This is a genomic window from Micromonospora sp. RB23, assembly GCF_053585025.1.
In genome coordinates this window covers 2,784,488-2,803,809 of record NZ_CM132111.1, presented here as the reverse complement: position 1 = coordinate 2,803,809, position 19,322 = coordinate 2,784,488, and the positions used below count along the sequence as shown (strand labels likewise).

At 68.1% G+C, this 19,322-nt stretch carries 15 protein-coding genes and 3 rRNA genes; 5 read left to right on the top strand and 13 right to left on the bottom strand.

All coding sequences use genetic code 11. From position 1 onward, the window contains the following. Positions 1 to 28: 28 nt before the first annotated feature. The gene (locus ACTFTM_RS12875) at positions 29 to 1,561 is read left to right on the top strand and encodes a hypothetical protein (RefSeq protein WP_449566001.1); all 1,533 of its coding nucleotides are present in this window, start codon (positions 29 to 31) and stop codon (positions 1,559 to 1,561) included. A 90-nt stretch (positions 1,562 to 1,651) separates the two neighbouring features. On the opposite strand, the gene rrf is transcribed toward ACTFTM_RS12875, so the two are convergent. The 4 genes from rrf to tyrS all read right to left on the bottom strand — a co-directional run bounded on the left by rrf (position 1,652) and on the right by tyrS (position 8,795). Beyond that, positions 1,652 to 1,768: ribosomal RNA gene (gene rrf / locus ACTFTM_RS12870) — 5S ribosomal RNA — on the bottom strand. Between the two features lie 83 nt (positions 1,769 to 1,851). Then, a 23S ribosomal RNA gene (locus ACTFTM_RS12865) occupies positions 1,852 to 4,962 on the bottom strand. Positions 4,963 to 5,342: 380 nt separating this feature from the next. Next, positions 5,343 to 6,857: ribosomal RNA gene (locus tag ACTFTM_RS12860) — 16S ribosomal RNA — on the bottom strand. Together the 16S, 23S and 5S rRNA genes form the textbook arrangement of a ribosomal RNA operon. Positions 6,858 to 7,502: 645 nt before the next feature. Then, a complete protein-coding gene (gene tyrS, locus ACTFTM_RS12855; protein ID WP_449566624.1) occupies positions 7,503 to 8,795 on the bottom strand; it encodes a tyrosine--tRNA ligase in 1,293 nt (430 codons plus the stop codon). Between the two features lie 106 nt (positions 8,796 to 8,901). Between tyrS and ACTFTM_RS12850 the strand changes: the two genes are divergently transcribed. Continuing rightward, positions 8,902 to 9,285, top strand: a complete 384-nt coding sequence (locus tag ACTFTM_RS12850; protein WP_449566623.1) for a PaaI family thioesterase — start codon at positions 8,902 to 8,904, stop codon at positions 9,283 to 9,285. 13 nt (positions 9,286 to 9,298) lie between these two features. Here ACTFTM_RS12850 and ACTFTM_RS12845 read toward each other — a convergent pair whose 3' ends face one another. The 3 genes from ACTFTM_RS12845 to ACTFTM_RS12835 form a co-directional block, all read right to left on the bottom strand. Next, a complete protein-coding gene (locus ACTFTM_RS12845; protein WP_449566000.1) occupies positions 9,299 to 10,645 on the bottom strand; it encodes a hemolysin family protein in 1,347 nt (448 codons plus the stop codon). 126 nt (positions 10,646 to 10,771) lie between these two features. Next, on the bottom strand, positions 10,772 to 11,413 hold the full coding sequence (locus ACTFTM_RS12840) for a hypothetical protein (RefSeq protein WP_449565999.1): 642 nt from the start codon (positions 11,411 to 11,413) through the stop codon (positions 10,772 to 10,774). 9 nt (positions 11,414 to 11,422) lie between these two features. Further along, a complete protein-coding gene (locus tag ACTFTM_RS12835) occupies positions 11,423 to 11,923 on the bottom strand; it encodes a GNAT family N-acetyltransferase (RefSeq protein ID WP_449565998.1) in 501 nt (166 codons plus the stop codon). A gap of 135 nt (positions 11,924 to 12,058) precedes the next feature. Between ACTFTM_RS12835 and ACTFTM_RS12830 the strand changes: the two genes are divergently transcribed. Then, on the top strand, positions 12,059 to 12,916 hold the full coding sequence (locus ACTFTM_RS12830) for a universal stress protein (protein WP_449565997.1): 858 nt from the start codon (positions 12,059 to 12,061) through the stop codon (positions 12,914 to 12,916). Here ACTFTM_RS12830 and ACTFTM_RS12825 read toward each other — a convergent pair. The 5 genes from ACTFTM_RS12825 to ACTFTM_RS12805 all read right to left on the bottom strand — a co-directional run bounded on the left by ACTFTM_RS12825 (position 12,909) and on the right by ACTFTM_RS12805 (position 16,928). Then, positions 12,909 to 13,544, bottom strand: coding sequence for an FMN reductase (locus ACTFTM_RS12825; protein ID WP_449565996.1), 636 nt, complete (start codon positions 13,542 to 13,544; stop codon positions 12,909 to 12,911). The genes ACTFTM_RS12830 and ACTFTM_RS12825 overlap by 8 nt on opposite strands. After that, positions 13,541 to 14,683 (bottom strand): LLM class flavin-dependent oxidoreductase, encoded by a 1,143-nt coding sequence (locus tag ACTFTM_RS12820; protein ID WP_449565995.1) that lies wholly within the window; start codon positions 14,681 to 14,683, stop codon positions 13,541 to 13,543. Before ACTFTM_RS12820 ends, ACTFTM_RS12825 begins: the two co-directional genes overlap by 4 nt. A gap of 150 nt (positions 14,684 to 14,833) precedes the next feature. Continuing rightward, positions 14,834 to 15,109, bottom strand: coding sequence for a ubiquitin-like small modifier protein 1 (locus tag ACTFTM_RS12815; protein ID WP_355053134.1), 276 nt, complete (start codon positions 15,107 to 15,109; stop codon positions 14,834 to 14,836). A 2-nt stretch (positions 15,110 to 15,111) separates the two neighbouring features. Then, positions 15,112 to 16,197, bottom strand: a complete 1,086-nt coding sequence (locus tag ACTFTM_RS12810; protein WP_449565994.1) for a WD40/YVTN/BNR-like repeat-containing protein — start codon at positions 16,195 to 16,197, stop codon at positions 15,112 to 15,114. Positions 16,198 to 16,286: 89 nt separating this feature from the next. After that, positions 16,287 to 16,928 carry a DNA-3-methyladenine glycosylase gene (locus ACTFTM_RS12805; protein ID WP_449565993.1) on the bottom strand — a complete coding sequence of 214 codons (642 nt, stop codon included), beginning with the start codon at positions 16,926 to 16,928 and terminating at the stop codon, positions 16,287 to 16,289. 76 nt (positions 16,929 to 17,004) lie between these two features. On the opposite strand from ACTFTM_RS12805, the gene ACTFTM_RS12800 reads away from it, so the two are divergent. Further along, positions 17,005 to 17,430 (top strand): DNA-binding protein, encoded by a 426-nt coding sequence (locus ACTFTM_RS12800; RefSeq protein WP_449565992.1) that lies wholly within the window; start codon positions 17,005 to 17,007, stop codon positions 17,428 to 17,430. A 19-nt stretch (positions 17,431 to 17,449) separates the two neighbouring features. Beyond that, positions 17,450 to 17,803 (top strand): MmcQ/YjbR family DNA-binding protein, encoded by a 354-nt coding sequence (locus ACTFTM_RS12795; protein WP_449565991.1) that lies wholly within the window; start codon positions 17,450 to 17,452, stop codon positions 17,801 to 17,803. Positions 17,804 to 17,848: 45 nt separating this feature from the next. Here the strand turns inward: ACTFTM_RS12795 and argH are convergent, their stop codons facing one another. Further along, positions 17,849 to 19,312, bottom strand: a complete 1,464-nt coding sequence (gene argH, locus ACTFTM_RS12790; protein ID WP_449566622.1) for an argininosuccinate lyase — start codon at positions 19,310 to 19,312, stop codon at positions 17,849 to 17,851. Positions 19,313 to 19,322 lie beyond the last annotated feature (10 nt).

Genomic DNA, 19,322 nt, shown 5'->3' with positions numbered 1-19,322 from the left:
CCGGGCCCACGCCACGCTCGTCGCGGCGGTGGTCGTCCTCGCGACGCGGCCGCTCGTCGGTCCGGTATCCGCGGTCACGGTCTCCACCGCGGTATCCGCCCTCACGACGGTCGCCACCGCGGAAACCACCCTCGCGGTCGCCACCACGGAAACCACCCTCGCGCGGCGCGCCCGGACGCGAGGCGCCACGCTCGCCGCCGCGGAAGCCACCGGAGTCACGGTCGCCGCCCCGGAAGCCGCCCTCGCGGGCCGGACCGGAACGACCACGGTCACCACCGCCCTGGTAACCACCCTCACGACGGTCGCCACCACGGAAGCCACCCTCACGGCGGTCACCGCCGCGGAAACCACCCTCGCGGTCGCCGCTGCGGAAGCCACCCTCGCGGCGCTCGCCGCCCCGGAAGCCACCCTCGCGGGACGGACCGGAACGACCACGGTCACCACCGCCCTGGTAACCACCCTCACGACGGTCACCACCACGGAAACCGCCCTCGCGGTCGCCACCCCGGAAACCGCCCTCGCGGTCGCCACCACGGAAACCACCCTCGCGGTCGCCGCCCCGGAAGCCACCCTCACGACGGTCGCCACCACGGAAGCCGCCCTCGCGGTCACCACCACGGAAACCACCCTCACGGGACGGACCGGAACGACCACGGTCACCACCGCCCTGGTAACCACCCTCACGGCGGTCACCACCACGGAAACCACCCTCGCGGTCGCCGCCCCGGAAGCCACCCTCACGACGCTCGCCACCACGGAAGCCGCCCTCGCGGTCGCCGCCGCGGAAACCACCCTCGCGGGACGGACCGGAACGACCACGGTCACCACCGCCCTGGTAACCACCCTCACGACGGTCACCACCACGGAAACCACCCTCGCGGTCGCCACCACGGAAGCCGCCCTCGCGGTCACCACCACGGAAACCACCCTCACGGGACGGACCGGAACGACCACGGTCACCGCCACCCTGGTAACCACCCTCACGACGGTCACCACCACGGAAACCGCCCTCGCGCGGCCCACTCGAACGCGCGGCGTCGCGGGAGCCACCCTCGCGCCGGTCGCCGCCGCGGAAGCCGCCCTCGCGGTCGCCGCCGCGGAAACCGCCCTCGCGGGCCGGACCGGAACGACCACGGTCACCGCCACCCTGGTAGCCACCCTCACGACGGTCGCCACCACGGAAACCACCCTCGCGGTCACCGCCGCGGAAACCACCCTCACGGGACGGACCGGAACGACCACGGTCACCGCCACCCTGGTAGCCACCCTCGCGGCGGTCACCACCGCGGAAGCCGCCCTCGCGGGACGGACCGGAACGACCACGGTCACCGCCACGGAAGCCACCGTCACGGTCGCCACCACGGAAACCGCCCTCACGGCGGTCGCCACCGCGGGCCGCGTCATCGCGACCGCCGGTGTAGCCGCCCCGGGCACCGCCGGCGTTGTCACGGTCTCCCCGGTACGGGGGCCGGTCGTCGCGGCGCGCTCCACGGTCGCGTCCACCCGGGCCGTCGGTGCGGTCCTCGGAGCGACGGGGACGGTCTCCGCCCTGCGGTCCTGAGCTCACAGGTACATCCTTCCTGATTGCGCCACCAATGGCGCTACGCAGTCGAGGGCCGACCCTGATGGGGCGGCCCTCGACTGAAAGATTGTCCGGCGGTGTCCTACTCTCCCACACCCTCACGAGTGCAGTACCATCGGCGCTGGAGGGCTTAGCTTCCGGGTTCGGAATGTAACCGGGCGTTTCCCCTCCGCCATGACCGCCGTAACTCTATGAACATATCAACCAATCCCCGGCACGTTCACGGGTGGTGTTTGTTCAGAGTTGCACAGTGGACGCGTAGCAGCTTAGTAGTCAAGTCCTCGGCCTATTAGTACCGGTCAACTGAACCCGTTACCGGGCTTACATTTCCGGCCTATCAACCCAGTCGTCTAGCTGGGGGCCTTACCCCACAAAGTGGGTGGGATACCTCATCTTGAAGCAGGCTTCCCGCTTAGATGCTTTCAGCGGTTATCCCTTCCGAACGTAGCTAACCAGCCGTGCCCCTGGCGGGACAACTGGCACACCAGAGGTTCGTCCGTCCCGGTCCTCTCGTACTAGGGACAGCCCTTCTCAAGTATCCTACGCGCACGGCGGATAGGGACCGAACTGTCTCACGACGTTCTAAACCCAGCTCGCGTACCGCTTTAATGGGCGAACAGCCCAACCCTTGGGACCTGCTACAGCCCCAGGATGCGACGAGCCGACATCGAGGTGCCAAACCATCCCGTCGATATGGACTCTTGGGGAAGATCAGCCTGTTATCCCCGGGGTACCTTTTATCCGTTGAGCGACACCGCTTCCACTCGCAAGTGCCGGATCACTAGTCCCGACTTTCGTCCCTGCTCGACCTGTCAGTCTCACAGTCAAGCTCCCTTGTGTACTTGCACTCAACACCTGATTGCCAACCAGGCTGAGGGAACCTTTGGGCGCCTCCGTTACCCTTTAGGAGGCAACCGCCCCAGTTAAACTACCCACCAGACACTGTCCCTGAACCGGATAACGGTCCGAAGTTAGATACCCAAATCAACCAGAGTGGTATTTCAAGATTGCCTCCACCCATACTGGCGTATGGACTTCACCGGCTCCCACCTATCCTACACAAGCTAACTCAAGTACCAATGTCAAGCTATAGTAAAGGTCCCGGGGTCTTTCCGTCCTGCCGCGCGTAACGAGCATCTTTACTCGTACTGCAATTTCGCCGGGCCTGTGGTTGAGACAGTGGGGAAGTCGTTACGCCATTCGTGCAGGTCGGAACTTACCCGACAAGGAATTTCGCTACCTTAGGATGGTTATAGTTACCACCGCCGTTTACTGGCGCTTAAGTTCTCCGCTTCGCCCCCGAAAGAGCTAACAGGTCCCCTTAACGTTCCAGCACCGGGCAGGCGTCAGTCCATATACATCGAATTACTTCTTCGCATGGACCTGTGTTTTTAGTAAACAGTCGCTTCCCCCTGCTCTCTGCGGCCATACAACGCTCCACCCGCGCGGGGCTTCACGTCTCCGGCCCCCCTTCTCCCTAAGTTACGGGGGCAATTTGCCGAGTTCCTTAACCACAGTTCGCCCGATCGCCTCGGTATTCTCTACCTGACCACCTGTGTCGGTTTGGGGTACGGGCCGCTAAGAACTCGCTAGAGGCTTTTCTCGGCAGCATAGGATCACTGACTTCACCTGAATCGGCTCGGCATCACGTCTCAGCCTTCATGCGCCACGGATTTGCCTATGGCACGGCCTACACGCTTACCCCGGCACAACCACCGGCCGGGCTCAGCTACCTTCCTGCGTCACCCCATCGCTTGACTACTACCCGCCAGGTTCCCACGCTCCCCACCCGCAGTCCGAAGACATAGGATGGATTGGGTGGTTAGCACAACGAGGTTCATCAGGGACGCTCTTTCGCGGGTACGGGAATATCAACCCGTTGTCCATCGACTACGCCTCTCGGCCTCGCCTTAGGTCCCGACTCACCCAGGGCGGATTAGCCTGGCCCTGGAACCCTTGGTCATCCGGCGGAAGGGTTTCTCACCCTTCTTTCGCTACTCATGCCTGCATTCTCACTCGTGCCGCGTCCACAACTGGGTCACCCCGCTGCTTCACCCCCGGCACGACGCTCCCCTACCCATCCACACACCTGCACAACACATCAAGGCGTTGCGTGGTTAAAATGTGAATGCCACAGCTTCGGCGGTGTGCTTGAGCCCCGCTACATTGTCGGCGCGGAACCACTTGACCAGTGAGCTATTACGCACTCTTTAAAGGGTGGCTGCTTCTAAGCCAACCTCCTGGTTGTCTATGCGACCCCACATCCTTTTCCACTTAGCACACGCTTAGGGGCCTTAGCTGGTGATCTGGGCTGTTTCCCTCTCGACTACGAAGCTTATCCCCCGCAGTCTCACTGCCGCGCTCTCACTTACCGGCATTCGGAGTTTGGCTGATTTCGGTAAGCTTGTGGGCCCCCTAGACCATCCAGTGCTCTACCTCCGGCAAGAAACACGCGACGCTGCACCTAAATGCATTTCGGGGAGAACCAGCTATCACGGAGTTTGATTGGCCTTTCACCCCTAACCACAGGTCATCCCCCAACTTTTCAACGTTGGTGGGTTCGGCCCTCCACGCGGTCTTACCCGCGCTTCAGCCTGCCCATGGCTAGATCACTCCGCTTCGGGTCTAGAGCATGCGACTAAAGGCGCCCTATTCAGACTCGCTTTCGCTACGGCTCCCCCACACGGGTTAACCTCGCCACATGCCACTAACTCGCAGGCTCATTCTTCAAAAGGCACGCCGTCACCCCGCAAGGCTCCGACGGATTGTAGGCGAACGGTTTCAGGTACTATTTCACTCCCCTCCCGGGGTACTTTTCACCATTCCCTCACGGTACTCGTCCGCTATCGGTCACCAGGAAGTATTTAGGCTTACCAGGTGGTCCTGGCAGATTCACGGCAGATTTCAGGGGTCCGCCGCTACTCGGGAACACCCACAGAAGGTCAGCAACTTTCACCTACCGGACTCTCACCGTCTACGGTCAGCCATTCCAGACTGTTCGACTAGCCACTGACTTTGTAACTTCTCCAACAGATGTCAGCCTGTTGAGCAGGGTCCCACAACCCCGACCACGCAACCCCTGACAGGTATCACACGCAGCCGGTTTAGCCTCAATCCGCTTTCGCTCGCCACTACTCACGGAATCACTATTTGTTTTCTCTTCCTACGGGTACTGAGATGTTTCACTTCCCCGCGTTCCCTCCACACACCCTATGTGTTCAGGTGTGGGTGACACCACATGACTGGTGCCAGGTTTCCCCATTCGGACACCCTGGGATCACAGCTTGGTTGACAGCTCCCCCAGGCCTATCGCGGCCTCCCACGTCCTTCATCGGCTCCTGGTGCCAAGGCATTCACCGTTCGCCCTTGACAACTTGACCACAAAGATGCTCGCGTCCACTGTGCAATTCTCAACAAACAACCAACCCACAACCCGATACGCCCCACACCAAACCCAGCCCTCTCGGACCAACGGTATGCGAGGCCAGGCCATGCCTGGCAGACTCCCAACCCCACAGGGCTGGACCAGTCTCTGAAAGACAACCATCGGTTGTTCTTTCAGGACCCAACAGGGTGCTTACATCCCTCCTCAGCCGCACCAGAACCCATCCGTTCCCACCACCGGTGAGGGTGGCTGTACTAGGTGATCCCAGCCGTTGCCAAGGACAAACTTGCCAGTGTCTCCGCCATCTGAGCACCCCGACCCGACATTCGCGGACCGCGGGCTCCTTACCACCTTTCGGTGGAAGGTGCTCCTTAGAAAGGAGGTGATCCAGCCGCACCTTCCGGTACGGCTACCTTGTTACGACTTCGTCCCAATCGCCAGCCCCACCTTCGACGGCTCCCTCCACAAGGGTTGGGCCACCGGCTTCGGGTGTTGCCGACTTTCGTGACGTGACGGGCGGTGTGTACAAGGCCCGGGAACGTATTCACCGCAGCGTTGCTGATCTGCGATTACTAGCGACTCCGACTTCACGGGGTCGAGTTGCAGACCCCGATCCGAACTGAGACCGGCTTTTTGGGATTCGCTCCACCTCACGGTATCGCAGCCCATTGTACCGGCCATTGTAGCATGCGTGAAGCCCTGGACATAAGGGGCATGATGACTTGACGTCATCCCCACCTTCCTCCGAGTTGACCCCGGCAGTCTTCGATGAGTCCCCGCCATAACGCGCTGGCAACATCGAACGAGGGTTGCGCTCGTTGCGGGACTTAACCCAACATCTCACGACACGAGCTGACGACAGCCATGCACCACCTGTGACCGCCCCCGAAGGACCCCCCATCTCTGGAGGTTTTGCGGCCATGTCAAACCCAGGTAAGGTTCTTCGCGTTGCATCGAATTAATCCGCATGCTCCGCCGCTTGTGCGGGCCCCCGTCAATTCCTTTGAGTTTTAGCCTTGCGGCCGTACTCCCCAGGCGGGGCGCTTAATGCGTTAGCTGCGGCACAGGGAACCGGAGAGGCCCCCCACACCTAGCGCCCAACGTTTACAGCGTGGACTACCAGGGTATCTAATCCTGTTCGCTCCCCACGCTTTCGCTCCTCAGCGTCAGTATCGGCCCAGAGACCCGCCTTCGCCACCGGTGTTCCTCCTGATATCTGCGCATTTCACCGCTACACCAGGAATTCCAGTCTCCCCTACCGAACTCTAGCCTGCCCGTATCGACCGCAGGCTTGGGGTTGAGCCCCAAGTTTTCACGGTCGACGCGACAAGCCGCCTACGAGCTCTTTACGCCCAATAAATCCGGACAACGCTCGCACCCTACGTCTTACCGCGGCTGCTGGCACGTAGTTGGCCGGTGCTTCTTCTGCAGGTACCGTCACTCTCGCTTCGTCCCTGCTGAAAGAGGTTTACAACCCGAAGGCCGTCATCCCTCACGCGGCGTCGCTGCATCAGGCTTCCGCCCATTGTGCAATATTCCCCACTGCTGCCTCCCGTAGGAGTCTGGGCCGTGTCTCAGTCCCAGTGTGGCCGGTCGCCCTCTCAGGCCGGCTACCCGTCGTCGCCTTGGTAGGCCATCACCCCACCAACAAGCTGATAGGCCGCGAGCCCATCCCAAGCCGAAAAACTTTCCACCACCAGCCATGCGACCAGCAGTAATATTCGGTATTAGCCCCCGTTTCCGAGGGTTATCCCAAAGCTTGGGGCAGGTTGCTCACGTGTTACTCACCCGTTCGCCGCTCGAGTACCCCGAAGGGCCTTTCCGCTCGACTTGCATGTGTTAAGCACGCCGCCAGCGTTCGTCCTGAGCCAGGATCAAACTCTCCAACAAAAAATTAGTTGAACAGCAAACCCTGACAACAAACAAATGTTGCCAAAGGAATCCCAACCAACAACCCACCAAAAGCAGGCTGCCAGTCCGGGGTATAAATCATAATTGGCACTGGCTTTACAAGCACCCTGTTGAGTTCTCAAAGAACAACCACACACCAACCCGAAGCCCCATCTCTGGGACCCCAACTTGGGGCTTTTCGTTCGCGTGTCCGGCGCTTTCAGCGCCAGGCACTTTTACTACGTTACCCGCTGGTTTCCGCCGTGTCAAACCGGTGTTTCCCGGTTCGTCGTGCTTTCCACCGCGTTGCGGGCACCATGGCTCGACCGGCTCGCGCCGCTCTCATCATGGAGTGGCAGGCCGGCCGCAGCGGTTGCCCGCTTGCTCGCCCGTTTCCCTGCCGGCTGACTACCTTACCCGGTCGGTTCCGCCGCACCAAATCCGCCTCGCGGCGTTTCCGTGGGCACCACCCGGTCGGCGATCTGGCGGCGAACCCGCCCGACCCCGAGGCCGTCACCGCGCTCCGGCCGCTTCAGGCTTTCGCCTGTTTCGTCCGTTCCGCGCTGGCAGAGAGAAAGTTACGCGTCCGGCCGGATGATCGTCAAATCCGCCGGACGCGTCCCCCGTCACATCGTCGACGATCGACTATTCGCCCAGCTCAACGCCGGCGAACGACCGCTTGCCCCGGCGCAGCACCAGGTACCGACCGTGCAGCAGGTCGCCGGTCGACACCGTGGCGTCCACCTCGGTCACTCTCGTGTTGTTCACGTAGGCGCCGCCCTCCGCGATGACCCGCCGGGCCTCCTTGAGGCCGTTGACGAGCCCGGAGTCCCGCAGCAGGCCCGCCACGTCCGGCAGTTCGCCGGAGAGCCGCACCAGGCCCGCCTCGGTGAGCGCTGCGCGCAGCGTCTCCGGGGCCAGGTCGTCGAGGGAACCCCGTCCGAACAGCGCCTGGCTGGCGGCAACCGCCTGCCGGGTCTCCTCGGCGCCGTGCACGAGCGTGGTCAACTCCTCGGCCAACGCCCGCTGGGCCAGCCGGGCCGCCGGCCGTTCGGCCGTCTCCTTTGCCAGCTCCTCCAGCTCCTCGCGTGTACGGAAGCTGAAGTACCGCAGGTAGCGGTCGACCTCACGGTCGTCCACGTTGAGCCAGAACTGGTAGAACGCGTACGGACTCGTCAGCGTGGGGTCGAGCCAGACCGCCCCGCCCTCGGTCTTGCCGAACTTCGTACCGTCGGCCTTGGTGACCAGCGGCGTGGTGAACGCCTGCACCGGCCCCGCGCCGCGCCGCCGCACGTAGTCGACGCCCGCCGTGATGTTGCCCCACTGGTCGGAGCCACCGAACTGGAGCTGGCAGTCATGCCGCCGGTGCAGCTCGAAGAAGTCGTTGGCCTGCAACAGCTGGTAGCTGAACTCGGTGAAGCTGATGCCGGTCTCCAGCCGCGCCCGCACCACCTCCCGCGCGAGCATCTTGTTCACGGGGAAGTGCTTGCCCACGTCGCGCAGGAACTCGACCACGGACATCTCGCCGGTCCAGTCCAGGTTGTTGACGAGCTGGGCCGCGTTCGCGCCGGTGTACGAGACGAAGGGCGCGAGCTGCTCACGGATTCGCTCGACCCAGCCAGCGATCACCTCGGGCGGGTTGAGCGTCCGCTCGGCGCTCTCCTTCGGGTCACCGATCTGCCCGGTCGCCCCGCCCACCAGCAGCAGGGGGCGATGACCCGCGAGTTGCAGCCGCCGGGCCGTGGTGACCTGCATGAGCGAGCCGACGTGCAGGCTCTGCGCGGTGGGGTCGAAGCCCACGTAATAGGTGGTGGCCGTCCCGCCGTCGAGCAGCTCGCGCAGCTCGTCGAGGCCGGTCGAGTCCTGGATGAGGCCACGCCAGAGCAGGTCGTCGGTCAGGGAGTCCCGCCCGGTCGGCGGGGGGTTGCTGTCGGTCACGGTCACCGATTCTCCCCCATCGCCGGCATCGACCCGTACCGGGTTTGGGGCAACGCGCCCGGTTACGCTTGCGCCCCACTGTTCCCAGGAGGGCTCTGCCGTGGATATGCCGGATCTGACGGGTGGTTTCGTCAACCTACTCGGCCTGAAATTCGAGGAGGCGACCCCCGACCGCGTCGTCATCAGCTGGCAGGTCCGTCCGGAACTGCACCAGCCGTTCGGTATCCAGCACGGTGGGGTGTACTGCTCGGTCGTGGAGACGGCGGGCAGCGTCGGCGGTTCGCTCTGGCTGGCCGGCCGGGGCACGGTGGTCGGGGTGTCGAACCAGACCGACTTCCTGCGGGCCGTGTCCGACGGTGAGCTGCGGGCGGTCGGCACCCCGGTGCACCGGGGCCGTAGCCAGCAGCTCTGGCAGGTGGAGATCGCCGACGCCAGGGAGCGCCTGGTCGCGCGCGGTCAGGTCCGGTTGCAGAACCTCTCGCGCGACTGATCGGCGGGCTCGGTCAGCTCCGGGCCTCGTCCAGCACGGGCTCGGCGGCCTCGTCGGCGGCGTCACCGCCGTCGGCCGCCTCGTCGGCGGCGGGAACCTGCCGCAGGCGTACCTCCGTGATGGCCCGGTGGTCGATGTCGGCCACCGTGAGCACCCAGCCGTCGAGGGTGACGTCCTCCCCGGCGACGGTCGGGATGTGCCCGAGGCGGGCCAGCACCAGCCCGGCGACGGTGGTGTAGTCGCCGGCCGGGCGCGAGGGCAGTTCGACGCCGATGTCCGGGAGGTCGTGCACGGGGAAGGTGCCGGGCAGCACCATCGCGCCGTCCGGCTCGCGCCGGACCGTGTAGCCGTCCCGGTCGGTCTCGTCGTAGATCTCTCCGACGATCTCCTCCAGGATGTCCTCCAACGTCACGATCCCGTCGACCGCGCCGCGTTCGTCCACGACGAGGGCGATGTGCTGGCGCTCGGCCTTGAACTGGCGCAGCGCGTCCACCACCGGCAGCGAGTCGGGCAGCAGCATCGGTGGGCGGGCGATCTCGTCGATCGGCCGATCGTCGGGCACGCCGACCAGGTCACGCAGGTGGATCACGCCGGCGGTGTCGTCCAGGCCGCCGTGGCGCACCACGGGCGCCCGGGAATGCCCGGTCGCGGCCAGCACGAGCCGCGCGGCCTCCGCGGTGGTCCCGCTGTCGAGCGTGAAGACCTGCAACCGGGGTACGAGCACAGCCCGCAACCGCCGGTCGGCGATCTCCACCGCGCCGGCGATGATCGTGCGCTGTTCCTTGGTGAAGCCGTGGTTGCCGGCGACGATCTCGCGCAGCTCGTCCGGGCCGATCTCCTCAGGCTCGTGCTTCGGGTTGAGCCCGACCAGGCGGACGACAAGGTCGCTGGTGGCGCCGAGGGCCCAGACGGCGGGGCGGGTGAGGCTGGCGAGCACGTCGAGCGGGCGGGCCACCAGCAGCGCCCACCGCTCGGCGGACTGCATGGCGATCCGCTTGGGGGCCAGCTCGCCGAAGACCAGGGTGACGAAGGTCAGGGCGAGGGTGACCACCACGATCGCCACCGTGTCGGCGGCGCTGCCGAACACGCCGAGCAGCGGGACGAGGGGCTTGGCGAGGGAGACCGCCGCAGCGGCGGAGGCCAGGAAACCGGCGAGGGTGATGCCGATCTGGATGGTGGCGAGGAAGCGGTTCGGGTCCTTGGCGAGTCGGGCCAGGACCCCTCCGGCCCGGCTGGTGCGTTCGAGGCGCTGGATCTGGCTGTCCCGCAGTGACACCAACGCCATCTCGCTGCCGGCGAAGAGCGCGTTGATCACGATCAGGATCCCGACCAGGGCCAGTTGGCTCCCGTAGCTCTGCACGCCCGGTTCGCTCCCTCTGCGATGGTGACGCCGGCCGTACGCACGGCGCCCGCCGGTCGGCGAGCCCGCCCGGCGTACGCGCTTCTGTGCCCCGTGCGGTCGCGGCCGAATCCTGCCCGGGTGACGCTACGCCGATCCGACGGCCGGTGACGCGGGTAGGTCGAGGACGTACGAGTCGCCCTCGGGGCGGAACCCGAGCCGGTGGTAGTAGGGGGCGACCATGCCGGGCGGGCTGACGACCCGGTGAAAGCCGCGTTCGGTGAAGAGGCGGCTGCGCCGGTAGACGAACTCGCCGGGGGTGAAGTCCCGGAACTTCGGGGTCACGTAGTCCAGGTCGATCTGGGCGACCCCGCGTGCCTCGGCGTGCGACAGCACCACCCCCACCACCTCGTCGGCGGTGACCACGAGGAAGGCCGAGCGGTCGGCGCTGGCCGGGTCCCAGTGGAAGTCGGGGTTGAAGCGGGCGATGTCCGGCCCGTGCACCCGCAGCGTGTGGGCGAGGAACTGGTCGTCGACCCCGACCTGCACCACCTGGTAGGTCTGCTCGTCGTGGCGGGTGGCGAGCATTCCCCGCAGGTACCAGATGTTGATCAACGCGAGGACGATGTTGAGCCCGACCATGGGCCACACCTCGATGGCGGCGTTGTAGCCGATCAGCACGGCACAGCCGACGAGGTTCAGGGCGCGCAGCCGCAGAATGCGCGACTGCAGCAGCGACCAGACCAGTACCGCGGAGCCGGCCCAGCCGACCAGATCCAACCAGTTCACCCCGCGAGACTAGTGCCAGCCCAGGTCAGAGGTGTCGGCGGGCAGCTCCAGCAGCCACTCCTCGACCTCCGTGCCGCGCCCGTTGGCGTACCCGGAGTCCTCGCCGATGACGACGAACCCGCACTTGCGGAGCACCGCGAGGGAGGCGGCGTTGTCCTTCGCGGCTCGTGCGTGCACCGGCCGGGGCAGCTCGCGCAGCAGGGCGGCCAGGGCCGCGGTGGCGTGGCCCCGGCCCCAGCGGGCCGGGTCGATCCAGTAGCTGACCTCGGTCTGGTCGTCGACCGGGAAGGCGCTCACGTAGCCGACCACCTCGCCGTCGGCCTCGACGGTGCGGACCCGGTTCGCCGGGTTGGTCAGCACCCGCGCCCAGTGCCGGGCGAACTCGCGGTGATCCGTCGGGTCGGCGGGGCCGAACGCCGCCATCCGGTTCGCCTCGGGATCCTGCTGGTGCAGGAAGAACTCCACGAGATCGTCCTCACGAACGGGGCGCAGTCGCACCTCAGAGGTCATCCACCAAACCTAACCCCCACCCCTCCCCCGCGCCGATCTTGCACTTCCTGTCGTTGCACAAGTACGTCAACCCGGCATTTCGTCGACAGCAACTGCAAGATCGACGCGGGAGTGGGGGACGAGTCAGGGGAGCTGATGAACCGACAGGTTGTGGTGGGTGTGGACGGCTCGCCGTCCAGTCTCGTCGCCGCGGAGCACGCGGCCCGCGCCGCCCAGCTGCGGTCCCGGTCGCTGCTGGTGGTGCACGGCTACCTGCACGCGTCGCTGAACCCGTACGACCTGACGATGCCGGCGCCGTCCGCGGAGGCGCAGAAGATGGTCGAGGGCGTGGCGGCCGATCTCACCGAGCGGTTCCCCGGCCTCGCCGTCGAGGTACGCCAGATCGCCGGCGGGCCCGGCGCGACGATGGTCGAGGAGTCCCGCCGGGCGGAGCTGGTCGTGGTGGGCAGCCGCGGGTTGGGCGGGTTCACCGGTCTGCTGCTCGGCTCGGTGGGCGCGCAGGTCGCCGCGCACGCGCACTGCCCGGTGCTGGTGGTCCGTCCCGAGGGACGGCCGATCGACGTGGACGGGCCGGTCGTCGTCGGCGTGGACGGATCCGAGTCGTCCCAGCTCGCCGTCGGTTACGGGGCCGTCGAGGCGACGTTGCGCGACGTGCCGTTGGTGTTGGCGCACGTCGGCCCGCCGGGCGGCGACCGGTCGGTGCCGGACGAGATCGAGGAGGCGCAGGCCGCCGGGCAGGCCGAGGCGGTGCGGTTGCTGGCCGACGCGTCCGCCGTCGTCCGGGCCGAACATCCCGACCTGGTGGTACGGGAGCACCCGGTCCGGGCGTCCAGCCCGGCCCAGGGGCTCGTCGAGGCCAGCGGCGCGGCGTCGCTGCTGGTCGTCGGCACCCGGGGTCGGGCCGGATTCGCCGGGCTGCTGCTCGGCTCGGTCAGTCAGGCCGCCGTCCAGCACGCGCACTGCCCGGTGCTGGTGGCCCACCCGGTCAGCTGACCGGGTTGTCGCCACCTCGGCCGAGCATCTGGAGGAAGTCGGTGGTGAGGGCGAACGGGTCCGTCGGGCCGCTGGTGGGCGGCCGGCGTTCGACCTGGTCGGCCAGCTCCCCGGCGGCGCGGCGGATCCGACCTCGCAACGCGCCGTCAGCGGTGCCGTCGGACCAGTCCTCCGGTGCGGCGAAGACCGCCGTGGGGACCACCACCGCCCGCAGGTAGCTGAACATCGGTCGGACCGCGTGCTCCAGCGCGAGGGAGTGCCGGGCGGTGCCACCGGTGGCGGCGATGAGCACCGGCCGGTCGACCAGCGAACCCGCGTCGAGGACGTCGAAGAACGACTTGAACAACCCGTTGTACGAGGCGCTGAAGATCGGGGTAACGGCGATGATGCCGTCCGCCCCGGTCACCGCGTCGATAGCCTCGCGCAGCGCGGCCGGCGGGAACCCGGTGAGCATGTTGTTGACCACGTCGTGGGCGTACTCGCGCAGGTCGATCGCGCGCAACTCCGCGTCGTGGCCCCGCCGGACCAGCTCGTCGCGGGTCGCCCCGGCGAGCTGGTCGGCGAGCAGCCGGGTGGACGACGGCTGACTCAGCCCCGCCGACACCACGGCCAGCGTACGGCGGGTCATCGGGTCGCCCCCTCCGGCGCCTTGCCCGTGACGTCGTCGACGGCGTGCACGGTGCTGTCCTTCGCGCCACCGGCCGCGGCGACGAGGGAGGCGTGCGTGGGCGCCTCCGGGACGTGCACCGGACGCAGGGCCGCGAACTCCTTGCGCAGCACCGGCACGACCTCCTCGCCGAGCAGGTCGAGCTGCTCCAGCACCGTCTTGAGCGGCAGGCCGGCGTGGTCGACAAGGAAGAGCTGCCGCTGGTAGTCGCCGACGTACTCGCGGAAGCCGAGCGTGCGGTCGATGACCTGCTGCGGGCTGCCGACGGTCAGCGGGGTCTCGCGGGTGAACTCCTCCAGCGACGGCCCGTGCCCGTAGACCGGGGCATTGTCGAAGTACGGCCGGAACTCCCGGACGGCGTCCTGCGAGTTGCGGCGCATGAACACCTGACCGCCGAGGCCGACGATGGCCTGGTCGGCGGAGCCGTGGCCGTAGTGGGCGTACCGCTCGCGGTAGAGGCCGACCATCCGCTGGGTGTGCTCCTTGGGCCAGAAGATGTGGTTGGCGAAGAACCCGTCGCCGTAGTACGCGGCCTGCTCGGCGATCTCGGGGCTGCGGATCGAGCCGTGCCAGACGAACGGCGGCACCCCGTCGAGCGGGCGCGGCGTCGAGGTGAAGGACTGCAACGGCGTGCGGTAGCGGCCCTTCCAGTCGACCACGTCCTCGCGCCACAGCCGGTGCAGCAGGTCGTAGTTCTCGATGGCCAGGGGGATGCCGGCGCGGATGTCCTTGCCGAACCACGGGTACACCGGGCCGGTGTTGCCGCGGCCCATCATCAGGTCCACGCGACCGTCGGACAGGTGCTGGAGCATCGCGTAGTCCTCGGCGATCTTCACCGGGTCGTTGGTGGTGATCAGCGTGGTCGCGGTGGACAGCAGCAGCCGCTCGGTGCGGGCCGCGATGTGACCGAGCATGGTGGTCGGGGACGACGGGACGAACGGCGGGTTGTGGTGCTCACCGGCAGCGAAGACGTCGAGCCCGACCTCTTCGGCCTTGAGCGCGATGGCGACCATCGCCTTGATCCGCTCATGCTCGGTCGGCTCCCGACCGGTGGTCGGATCGACCGTGACGTCACCGACGGTGAAGACTCCGAACTGCATGACCAGCTCCTCGCGTGTCAACCGGGATGCCGTCGTGGTACCCGGACGCAGCTCACAACTTATTTGACGAGTCAACTATTCCGTCGGCGACGTGCCCGGCAGTGGCACCGGTCACCCTCGAGCAACCCGACAATCGGGTCGACAGCTCGCTCAGCCGCCCGCCACAGAAGGCAACACCTGCACCTCCGCGCCGTCCACGACCGTCGTGGCCAGGCCACCGGAATGCCGGCAGTCCTCCCCGTCGACGAAGACGTTCACATAGCGGCGCAGCTCGCCGCGCTCGTCGCGGATGCGCCGAGCCAGCCGGGGATGCGCGACGGCCACCTCGTCCAGGACCGCCCGCAGCGTCCCGGCGGCGGTGACGTTCAGCCGACTCGCACCCCCGGCCTCGCCGCGCAACGGGCCGGGCAGCAGCACGGTGACCACGCTCAGATCTCCGCGGCGCGGACGCAGAGCACGTCGGGCAGGTGCACGGCGACCGACGACCAGGAGTCGCCCTCGTCGCGGCTGGCGAATACCGAGCCGGAGCGGGTGCCGAAGTAGACCCCACCCGGGGTCGCGTCATCGGCGCACATCGCGTCGCGCAGCACCGCCGGATAGAACGGCCCCTCGGGCAGCCCCACCGACTGCGCCTCCCACTTGCCGCCGGCGTCGACGGAACGGAACACCCGGCAGCGGTGGTCAGCCGGAAACCGCTCGCTGTCGGCCACCAGCGGGAAGGTCCACACCGTGCCGCCGCGCCCGGGGTGAGCCACCATCGGGAAGCCGAAGTCGCTGGGCAGCCCGTCGGCGATCGAGGACCAGGTGCGGCCGTCGTCATCGGAACGGTAGACGCCGTGGTGGTTCTGCGCGTACAGCCGCTCGGGATTGTCGGCGTCCCGGGCGACCTTGTGCACGCACTGGCCGAACTCCGGCCACTCGTCGGGCATGAAGTAGGCGCGGATGCCGGTGTTGCCCGGCGTCCAACTCGCCCCGGCGTCCTCCGAGCGGTAGACCCCGCCGGTGGACATGGCGACCAGCAGTCGAGCCGGGTCACGCGGGTGGGGCAGCACGGTGTGCACGGCCTGACCGCCGAACCCGGCGCCCCACCGGGGGCGGTGCGGGTGGTCCCAGAGGGAACGGACCAGCTCGAAGCTGCGGCCGCCGTCGGTGGACTTGAACAACGCCGAGGGCTCGGTGCCGGCCCAGATGACGTCCGGCTCGTCGGGACCGGCCGGCATCAGCTGCCAGACCCGCCCGAGGGAGACGTCGGTGTCGGCCGGGAACGCGACCGGCGCCCGGTCGGGCTCGTCCCAGGTAGCGCCGAGGTCGTCGCTGGTGGCGACACTCGGGCCGAAGTGCGAGCTGGTCAACCCGGCGAACAGCCGCGGGGTCGGACGGCGGGTGTCCACCGCCACCGAATAGACACCGGTCATCGGAAAGTGCGGACCGGTGATCTCCCAACTGCGTCGGTCGTCGGCGCTGGTGGCGAGGAAGAGGCCCTTCGCCGTACCGATCGCGAGCAGCGTTGCCATGGACGTCCTCCGAAGCGTCGGTGAGCAGGTGGGGTGATTATGGCCACACCCCCCGACAGACTCCGGCGCCCACACGCCGGACGGCTCCCTCAGCGCCGGACGCGGGGTACGTGCCGCCGGTACGCGCTGACCGTCGGATCGCCGTCGAGCCAGAACCGCCAGGGCAGATCGTGCGCGCCCGTCACGCCGACCCGCGGCCCCGCGACCACCGCCTCGTGCGGCACCGGCTCGACCGGCGGTCGCAATCGGACCGGGCCGTCGGCGAGCAGGTACGCGCCGTACGCCGCGCGGTCGATGCCGAGCGTGGCGCAGAGCCGGGCCGGCCCACGGGCCAGGTCCACCTCGCGCCGCACGGCGGGCCGCCGCTCGAATGCCGTGTCCAGCCCGTCGACGACCGCGCCGGCGCGCAGGAGCACGGCGGCGGCCTCCCCCTCGTCACCGGTGACCACGTTCATGCACCAGTGCATTCCGTAGGTGAAGTACACGTAGGCGTGCCCGGCGGGACCGAACATCACCGCGTTGCGGGGCGTGCGCCCCCGGTGGGCGTGGGAGGCGGGGTCACCGGCCGTGCCCGCGTACGCCTCGACCTCGGTGATCCGGACGGTGACGCCGCCGGCGGTCAGGCGGCAGCCCAGCAGGCCGCGCGCGGCCGGGAGCAGCGGACCGGCGAGCAGGTCAGCCAGCTCCGCCAGACCGGTGTCGGCGGCGCGGTCGTCCGGCACGAGATCCATGGACCGAACGGTACCCACCCCGTCGGACTTTGAACATTGTGTTGACAACAGCGCGTTGATGGGGTGTGCTCGGAACATGACGACCCCGGACCTCTTCACGGCGCCCGACCCGGGTCGGGCCCGCGCCCACCGCACCTACGAGGCGCTGCAACGGATCAGCGAGCGGCACGCCGGCTCCGACGCGCGGCGCGGGCGCTGGGCCCACCCGTACGTGCTGGACCCGTGGGAGGCGGTCGCCCTGGTCACCGCCCTCGCGGCCGGCGGCGCGGAGCGGGAGCCCACCGAGGAGCCGGTCGACACGGCCGACCTGACCGCCGCGCTGACCCTGCTCCCACACGTGCGCGCCGAACTGGACGCCCTGGAGGCGGGACTGCTCACCCTCGCCCGCGACCGGGGCCTGACCTGGCAGTCCATCGCGTACGGGCTGGGGCTGGGCAGCGCGCAGGCAGCCCGCCAACGCTACGAACGGGTCGCCGCCCGCTCCACCGAGCAGACCACCTGATCCCGACGAGGAGACGCTTGTGGAACGCGCGGAGATGTTGTCGTACTGCCTGGCCAAGCCGGGAGCGTGGCTCGACCGGCCGTGGGAGGACGACGAGGTGGTGAAGGTGGGCAGCCGGATCTTCGCGTTTCTCGGCAACGGGGACGCCGAGCCCACCGTCGGCGTCAAGTGCGGCGCGAACCGCGAGATCGCCGACGAGTGGCTGCACCGCCACCCCGACGACGCGCGACCGATGCCGTACATCGGCCGGTCCGGCTGGAACACGCTGCGCCTCGACGCCGGGATCGACGCCGACGAGCTGACCGAGGCGGTCGACTCGTCGTACGACATGGTGGTGGCCAAGCTCCCGAAGCGGGAGCGCCCGACGGCCTGAACCACCGTGGCGCCGGCGGCACGCGCCGACGCCACACGTCTGGCGTCAGCGGGGTACGACCCGCTCGGTGGCCCACTCCCGCCAGCCGGCCAACCGGTCCGCCGCGGCGGCGAGCTGGTCGGCGACCGGGCCGGGGCCGGTCGAGCCGGGGGTGGTCCGGGCCGCGAGGGCCGAACGCACCGAGAGCACGTCCCGCACGGACGGGTCGAGGTGCTCGCTGACGGCGGCCAGGTCGGCGTCGGAGACGTCCTCCAGCTCGCACTCGCGGGCCGCGCAGAGCGCCACCAACCGGCCGGTGATCTCGTGCGCGTCACGGAACGGCACGTTGCGCCGGACCAGCCAGTCGGCGACCTCGGTGGCGAGGGAGAAGCCCACCGGGGCGGCGGCGACGAGCCGGTCCACCCGGACGGTCATCGTGGAGATCATCCCGGCCAGGGCCGGGAGCAGCAGCTCCAGCGTGTCGACGGCGTCGAACGCGGGCTCCTTGTCCTCCTGCATGTCCCGGTCGTACGTCATGGGCAGACCCTTGAGCATGGTCAGCACCGTCATCAGGCCGCCCACCAGCCGACCGGACTTGCCCCGGGCCAGCTCCGCGATGTCCGCGTTCTTCTTCTGCGGCATGATCGACGAGCCGGTGGCGAACGCGTCGTCCAGCTCCACCCAGCCGAACTCGTGCGACGTCCACAGCACCACCTCCTCGCCGAGGCGGGACAGGTGCACCCCGATCAGCGCGGTGGTGAAGAGGAACTCGGCCACGAAGTCCCGGTCGGCGACCGCGTCCATCGAGTTGGCGAACGACGTCCGGAAACCCAGCTCCTTGGCGACCGCCACCGGGTCCAGCGGAAGCCCCGACCCGGCGAGCGCGCCCGCGCCGAGCGGGCTGATGGCCGTCCGGTGGTCCCAGTCGCGCAGCCGCTCCAGGTCGCGCAGCAGCGGCTGCACGTGCGCCAGCAACCAGTGCCCGAAGGTGACCGGCTGGGCGTGCTGGAGGTGCGTCATGCCGGGCGCGGCGGTCTCGACGTGCCGCTCGGCCTGCTCGACGAGCGCCTCGGCCAGCTCGACGACGCGGCTGGCCACGCCCCGCGCGTGATCACGCAGGTAGAGCCGCAGGTCGGTGGCGACCTGGTCGTTGCGGGACCGGCCGGCGCGCAGCTTGCCGCCGAGGCTGCCCAGGCGCTCCAGGAGCCCCCGCTCCAGGGCGGTGTGCACGTCCTCGTCGTCGACGGTGGGCCGGAACGCCCCCGACGCGCAGGCCGCCTCCAGGTCGTCCAGGGCCGCCAGGATGCGGCCCAGCTCCTCCGGGTCGAGCAGGCCGGCGCCGGCCAGGACCCGGGCGTGGGCCCGGGAACCCGCGATGTCGTACGGGGCCAGACGCCAGTCGAACTGCACGCTCACCGACAGTCGGGCGAGCGCCTCGGCGGGGCCGCCGGCGAACCGGCCACCCCACAGGCTCGTCCGGTTGGTGCCGGCGCTGTTCTCGGTGAGGCTCTTGTCGTCCACGTCGCCCATTGTGGTCCCC